The 7,283-nt window shown below is 45.7% G+C and carries 6 protein-coding genes and 1 tRNA gene; 3 read left to right on the forward strand and 4 right to left on the reverse strand.

Features of this window, described 5'->3' with window-relative positions; genetic code table 11:
- The first annotated feature begins 122 nt into the window (after window positions 1–122).
- Complete coding sequence (gpmM, locus tag MTF70_RS22485; RefSeq protein WP_005381471.1) at window positions 123–1,655, forward strand: 2,3-bisphosphoglycerate-independent phosphoglycerate mutase; 1,533 nt, start codon at window positions 123–125, stop codon at window positions 1,653–1,655.
- Between the two features lie 82 nt (window positions 1,656–1,737).
- Here gpmM and MTF70_RS22490 read toward each other — a convergent pair whose 3' ends face one another.
- The 4 genes from MTF70_RS22490 to rsgA all read right to left on the reverse strand — a co-directional run bounded on the left by MTF70_RS22490 (window position 1,738) and on the right by rsgA (window position 6,377).
- A complete protein-coding gene (locus tag MTF70_RS22490; RefSeq protein ID WP_205461572.1) occupies window positions 1,738–2,625 on the reverse strand; it encodes a DMT family transporter in 888 nt (295 codons plus the stop codon).
- A gap of 132 nt (window positions 2,626–2,757) precedes the next feature.
- Window positions 2,758–4,173, reverse strand: coding sequence for an SLC13 family permease (locus MTF70_RS22495; RefSeq protein WP_042523722.1), 1,416 nt, complete (start codon window positions 4,171–4,173; stop codon window positions 2,758–2,760).
- A 165-nt stretch (window positions 4,174–4,338) separates the two neighbouring features.
- Window positions 4,339–5,196 carry an archaetidylserine decarboxylase gene (gene asd / locus MTF70_RS22500; RefSeq protein WP_017821837.1) on the reverse strand — a complete coding sequence of 286 codons (858 nt, stop codon included), beginning with the start codon at window positions 5,194–5,196 and terminating at the stop codon, window positions 4,339–4,341.
- A gap of 116 nt (window positions 5,197–5,312) precedes the next feature.
- Window positions 5,313–6,377 (reverse strand): small ribosomal subunit biogenesis GTPase RsgA, encoded by a 1,065-nt coding sequence (gene rsgA / locus MTF70_RS22505; protein ID WP_005386419.1) that lies wholly within the window; start codon window positions 6,375–6,377, stop codon window positions 5,313–5,315.
- Between the two features lie 129 nt (window positions 6,378–6,506).
- On the opposite strand from rsgA, the gene orn reads away from it, so the two are divergent.
- Window positions 6,507–7,052 (forward strand): oligoribonuclease, encoded by a 546-nt coding sequence (orn, locus tag MTF70_RS22510; protein ID WP_017635574.1) that lies wholly within the window; start codon window positions 6,507–6,509, stop codon window positions 7,050–7,052.
- Window positions 7,053–7,208: 156 nt separating this feature from the next.
- Window positions 7,209–7,281 (forward strand) — tRNA-Gly (locus MTF70_RS22515).
- Window positions 7,282–7,283: the final 2 nt, after the last annotated feature.

Genomic DNA, 7,283 nt, shown 5'->3' on the forward strand with positions numbered 1-7,283 from the left:
TTGATCTTAACCTACAGTTTTGGTTAAAAAGTGTAGTAAAATTACGCTAGTTTTGTTTCAAGGTTAGATAGGGCAGCGAGGCCCTACGCCAAAAGTTACTTAAATTTGATGAGGTCATCACTATGTCAGCTAAGAAGCCACTGGCTCTAGTTATCCTTGACGGTTACGGTTACCGTGAAGACACAGCAAGTAACGCAATTGCGAATGCGAAAACACCAGTAATGGATGCTCTGATTGCGAATAACCCACACACATTAATCTCTGCTTCAGGCATGGATGTTGGCCTTCCTGATGGTCAAATGGGTAACTCTGAAGTTGGTCACACTAACATTGGTGCAGGCCGCGTTGTATACCAAGACCTGACTCGTATCACTAAATCAATTGCTGATGGTGAGTTCGAACAAACGCCTGCGCTAGTTGAAGCAATCGACTCTGCTGTGAAAGCTGAAAAAGCAGTACACATCATGGGCCTGATGTCTCCAGGCGGTGTTCACTCTCACGAAGACCACATTTACGCTGCAGTTGAAATGGCAGCGGCGCGTGGCGCAGAGAAAATCTACCTACACTGCTTCCTAGACGGCCGTGACACACCACCACGTAGTGCTGAAAACTCACTACAACGTTTCCAAGACCTATTTGCGAAACTAGGTAAAGGCCGCGTTGCTTCTCTAGTAGGTCGTTACTACGCAATGGACCGTGACAACAACTGGGATCGCGTCCAAGTTGCTTACGATCTTCTAACTCAAGCTAAAGCTGAGTTCACAGCAGAAACGGCAGTTGCAGGTCTAGAAGCGGCTTACGCTCGTGAAGAAAACGACGAATTCGTTAAAGCAACAGCTATCAAAGCGGAAGGTCAAGAAGACGCAATCATGCAAGATGGTGATGCGGTTATCTTCATGAACTACCGTGCTGACCGTGCACGTCAAATCACTCGTGCATTCGTTCCTGCGTTTGACGGCTTTGAGCGTGCAGTATTCCCAGCAATCAACTTTGTGATGCTGACTCAATACGCGGCTGATATCCCTCTAGCTATCGCATTCCCACCTGCGTCTCTAGAAAACACTTACGGTGAGTGGCTATCTAAACAAGGTCAAACTCAGCTACGTATCTCTGAAACAGAGAAATACGCACACGTGACTTTCTTCTTCAACGGTGGTGTTGAGAACGAATTTGAAGGGGAAGAGCGTCAATTGGTTGCTTCACCAAAAGTTGCAACGTACGACATGCAGCCTGAAATGAGCTCTCCAGAACTAACAGATAAGATGGTTGCGGCTATCAAGTCTGGTAAGTTCGATACCATCATCTGTAACTACCCGAACGCAGATATGGTTGGTCACACTGGCGTTTATGAAGCGGCTGAGAAAGCAATCGAAGCTCTAGATGAAAGTGTGGGTAAAGTGGTTGAAGCAATCAAAGAAGTTGGCGGTCAACTATTGATCACTGCGGACCACGGTAACGCAGAAATGATGATCGACCCTGAAACTGGCGGCATCCACACTGCTCATACTAACCTACCAGTACCTCTAATCTATGTAGGTGACAAAGCGGTTGAATTCAAAGAAGGCGGTAAACTGTCTGACCTTGCACCAACCATGCTTTCTCTAGCTGGTCTAGAAATCCCAGCAGAAATGACGGGTGAAGTACTAGTTAAATAATTAACTAACGGCTCCGAATGACAAAAGCCCGAGTTTAAACTCGGGCTTTTTTGTATCTGGCAGTAAGGGCTGGTCTGTAAGGTTACTGAACCAATATGCCCGCACCAATCACAGCTAGGGCTGCGCCCAACCATGCAAATCGGTTTGGTCGGCGTTTACTGTAAATCCAGAGCAGTGGTAGCAACATAATTGGCGTGGTTGAAGATAGAAGTGCAACCATACCTACATTTCCTTCTTGCAGTGCGTATAAGATTAGCGTCATGCCGACGGCCATCGCCAAGAAACCATTAAGGGCAGTAATACCAAATATGCGCCAAGTAATGTGTTGCGTCGAGCGAGCGACTTTGACTCCTAGAATTAACAACATGCTGTGGGCGAAAAAGGCACTGATCATTCGAATAGCAGAAGCCGCAACTGGGTCAATACTGGTTTGCATTACTGGCTTTGCGATGATGCCGCCCAATGCTTGGCACATTGCTGCGGTTAAGCCAAGTCCAATACCCACCCAGATGTTACCTTTAATGTCTTCCAAGACGTTATTCACTTGACCTCTTCGGCCAAAGAATATCGCCATCACCACGCCGCTAAATACCAATGATGCGCCCAGTAGTTCTATTGTGGTCATGATTTCGCTAAATAAGAAGTAGCCCAAGATGGCAGAGAACACGGCGTGGCAAGAGAAGAGTAACCCGGCTTGTCTTGGCCCCATACGATTCAAACACGCGAATAGAGCGGTATCGCCAATAAAAATACCAATCAGTCCTGAGGCCATCATTGGCGTTACATGTTCCCAAGAAACCGTTAACCAGCCGCCAGTTATCCAGGCCATTGTTGATAAGATCACGGCTGTGCAGCCCATACGCCAGCGGCTGTAAGAAAATGCGCCTAGGTGTTGTGCAGGAATGACCGAAATTAGGCTAGAAACTGCCCACAGAAAAGCGGCGCATAAAGCAAGCCATTCGTAACCCATGATGTGTCGACGTCCTTGTAGAGTAGAGGAGTCTTAATATGCACGAAATTTATGGGATGTAAAAGCCGCTCTGTAAGGGCAGTAGCTGGAGAGCAGCTCCATGACAACACGCTTTTTCATGGAGCTCTTCGATTAAAACAGTACCAAAACTGCGCCATACACGATAAGTAGACCAATCAAACCAAGAATCAGCCCCACTTTCGCCATGTCTTTGCTCTCGATGAGGCCTGTTGAATAAGCCAAAGAGTTTGGTGGTGTGGAAACCGGTAAGATCATGCCAAGTGATGCGGAGAAGGCGACGACAACCAGTAAACCTTGTAGGCCACCAACCGCAATAAGGCTTGGCATGGATGTACCAATAGCGGCAGCAATAGGCATCAATAAGTTTGCCGTTGCGGTATTAGACATAAAGTTCGCCATTAACCAACACACTACTGATAGGGCTAAAACAACGGCAAATGGTGATAGCAGGCTGTAATCAATGGCGTGCGCTAATGCTTCGGCTAAGCCTGTTTTGTCTAAGGCAATACCAATTGCTATACCACCGGCAACCAGCCATAAAACATCCCAGTTAATTAGCTTGAGCTCTTCTTTTCCCATAATGCCCGTTAACGTAAACACTGCTAGTGGGATAATCGCGACAACGTATGTATTCATGCCATGCACTTTCGTTGTCATCCAAAGCACAATGGTTAGTGCAAAAGTGATGTAGACGACGATCGCACGCCAGCTCCTTTTGAATGTACCATCTAGCTTTAGTTTCATTTCTGGTTCGCTGGACGGAAACAGCTTTTGCAACAAGAACCAAGCTACAGTGAGTTGTACCAACACAAATGGTAGACCCATTGTCATCCAAGATAGGAAGTCTATCGCGTTTTCTCCAGTGAGATATTGAAGCGCTATCGCATTAGGTGGCGTGCCTATCGGAGTCGCAATGCCGCCTGTATTCGCGGCAATTGGAATGCACAGCACCAGCGCTTTAATCCCTAAATCCCCTTTAGGTGCTGAAGCGACGATGGGGCCAAGCAGGGCTAGCATCATCACGGTCGTGGCAGTATTGGACATAAACATTGAAAAAACGGCGGTAATTAACATCAAGCCCAGCATGATGAACTTAGGTTGGGTGCCGAATGGTTTTAATAGTACTCGGGCGAGGTTGCTGTCGAGCTCGTATTTGGAAGCCGCAATCGCGAGAGCAAAACCACCCATAAAAAGAATAATGATCGGTGAAGAGAAGGCCGAGAAAATATCGGTGTAAGCAATTAACTCTCCTAAATCATGCCCCGCTGGTGGATTGCGAAATAGATGCAAACCTTTATCCGATATCATGATCAGTTCAAGAGCGATAATAAGAATGGACGTAGCAAAAACGGGAACCGGCTCGAGAACCCAAAGTAGGGCAGCAAGAAGAAAAATAGCTAACAGGCGATGCTGAATTAAAGTGAGATCGTCAATAGGAATAGCATCGATCGGCATCATCAAAACACCGAGCGGAATTAAAAAGCACACCAGCAATTTCGCCAACGTGTTTACACTCATCTTTGGCATTGGCTGCCCCTCTAAATATTCATTCTAAGCGCAGGATAATTGATTGTGGAATGAGGGTCTTAGAGGCAGGTATGAGTTTGAGAAATAGAGGCTAAATTTCGAACGGAGTTTTGCTTTTTATCAATAAAAAGAGCCCTGAATAAAGGGCTCTTAACGGTGTTTTACTCAATTTTTTAAGGCGTAAGGTGTGCCCATAACGGTTGGCTTACCGTTTTCCATGCTTGCGTCAAACTCAATCGCGTCTTTGGCAAACAGGTTAATAACAGTAGAACCCAGTTTGAAGCGGCCCATCTCTTCGCCTTTTTTCAAGATCACGGCCTTGTCACCCTCTGCTGGGTAATCCCATTTGTAGACAGTGTTTCCACGAGGCGGAGTGATCGTGCCAGCCCATATTTGCTCAATGCTACCAACAATTGTCGCACCAACAAGCACCTGTGCCATTGGACCAAACTCAGTATCGAAGATACACACCACACGCTCGTTACGTGCAAATAGGTTTGGTACGTTTTCTGCTGTCAGAGGGTTTACTGAGAACAGGTCACCTGGTACGTAAATCATTTGGCGCAGAGTGCCGTCACATGGCATGTGTACACGGTGGTAATCGCGCGGAGATAGGTACAATGTCGCAAAAGAACCATCTTTAAATTCGTCAGCTAAATTCGCGTCACCGCCCAGCAATTCTTGTGCTGAGAAGTGATGACCTTTTGCTTGGATAAGTTGACCATCTTCAATAGGGCCAAACTGGCTAACACAAGCGTCGGCTGGATGAGTGATGACGTTTTCGCCTTCAGAAATTGGGCGTGCGCCTTCTTTTAGCTCACGAACGAAAAACTCGTTGAACGTTTTAAAATGCTTAGGATCTGAGTGCTTTGCCTCATCCATATTCACATTGTATTGTTTGATAAACCAACGAATAACTGCTGTTGTTAGACCGCCAGCTTTTGCTGAAGCCAGTTTACCCATTAGGCGAGTGAGGCCGTGTTGTGGGATCCAGTACTGCAGTCCAACTTTAAACTTGTCCATCTTTAATTCCGATACTTCTGTTAGATTCGCGCTTTAGGGCGCGTGATGTTACTGAAATTTAATTTGCTTGTCAGTATTAGGTGAAGACTTTTTACACAGTTACAGCCTTAACTCAATTACAGATCGGCTTTTTTATTACGTGAATACTGACGATTTGCTTTGTTTTCAACCATGCTTTCCAAAATGCGATGATAGTTTTCAAAGCGAGTTTCGTTAATTTCCCCGTTCTCGACAGCTTCGCGTAGAAGGCAGCCTGGGTCATCATTGTGTTTACAATCTCGGAACTTGCAACCGCCTAAATATGGTCGAAATTCAACGAATGCTTTTGTTACTTCTTCTGCTTCCAAATGCCAAAGACCAAATTCACGTACTCCAGGTGAGTCGATCAAATCGCCACCCGTTGGAATGTGGTATAAACGTGCAGCCGTCGTGGTGTGTTGGCCCAAGCCAGAGTTCTCAGAGACTTCGCCTTCTTCCACTTCGCTCTCTAGTTCCGGCATTAACGCGTTGACTAAGCTGGATTTCCCTACGCCTGATTGACCAACAAAGATATTAATTCGATCACGCAGTAGGGTTTCTAGTTCAGCAATGCCTTCTCCAGACTTCTTGCTGACCAGAAGCACTTTATAGCCAATACGTTCATATTCTTTGAGCCATTCTTCATACATTGCACGGTCATCGGCTTCTAGAAGGTCGACTTTATTTAAGACCAACAATGGCGCAATATTCAGTGTTTCTGATGCAACGAGATAGCGGTCAATAATATTTAGCGATAGCTCTGGTAATACCGAAGAGACAATGACCATTTGATCAATATTGGCTGCAACGGGTTTTAGGCCATCGTAATAATCTGGACGAGTGAGCACTGAAGAGCGAGGTTCTACCGCTTCAACAACACCAGAGATGCCCGCCATAGACTCCAATCCTTCGCGCCATAAAACACGATCGCCAGATACTAGAGACTCAATACCACGGCGGAGGTTACAGCGTTGAATTTCGCCTGTTTCAAGGTCTTCAATGTCCGCGTGCTGACCAAAACGAGTGATCACGAGACCTTGCTTGCTGGCGCCTAGCATGTTTTCATCCCACTGGATGGAATCTTCTTGCTTCTTCAAACGCTTTTGTTGGTTGCTACGTACGCGTCGCACCTGACCTTTGGTTAACTTTTTCTTCTTTGCCACAATTCTGTACTTTATGTGAATTTACTCAAATGGTTGAGCCGTACTCTTGGCTCCGTGTATGAGTATCGTGTTTCTCGTATTTTGAGGTATAGTACCTCTTTTATCGATAAACAAATAGGCGGCGTAACCATGTCCTTTAGCGATCAAAACCTAATTTGGGTTGATTTAGAGATGACAGGGCTTGATCCTGAAACGCACAAAATCATCGAAATTGCTTCTATTGTCACGGATAGCGAACTAAATATTTTGGCTGAAGGTCCAGTGTTAGCGATTCATCAGCCGGAAGAAGAACTGGCGAAAATGGACGACTGGTGTACTAATACGCATACGGCAAGCGGTTTGGTGGAGCGCGTTCGAAACAGTCAAATCTCAGAACAAGACGCAGTCGCACAAACCATTGAATTTTTAGAAAAATGGGTGCCAAAAGGGGCGTCGCCAATATGTGGTAACAGCATTGGGCAGGATCGTCGCTTTTTATACAAGCATATGCCTGAGTTGGAAGAGTTCTTCCATTACCGATATGTTGACGTTAGTACTCTTAAAGAACTAGCACGTCGCTGGCAACCTGAGGTGCTAAATGGGTTCACAAAACAGGGAACACATTTGGCCTTGGACGACATTCGTGAGTCCATCGCAGAACTTAAGTACTATCGAGGTACTATTTTCAAGATTTAACTGTTAAGGTTGCGATCCAAATTGTTGTAATTTATATCGCTTTTGATTGCTTTTTCGTCGTTCAGTAAAAAAATAAAGTTTTTTTGAAGGAAGGACTTGCATCACAAAAAAATGCTCTTATAATTCGCAGCCCTAAACAGCGGAAACGTTGTTGATGCGACACTAGCTCAGTTGGTAGAGCGCAACCTTGCCAAGGTTGAGGTCACGAGTTCGAACCTCGTGTGTCGCTCC

The sequence above is a fragment of the Vibrio sp. 2CM40D genome (assembly GCF_023161825.1).
Lineage (GTDB): Bacteria > Pseudomonadota > Gammaproteobacteria > Enterobacterales > Vibrionaceae > Vibrio > Vibrio alginolyticus.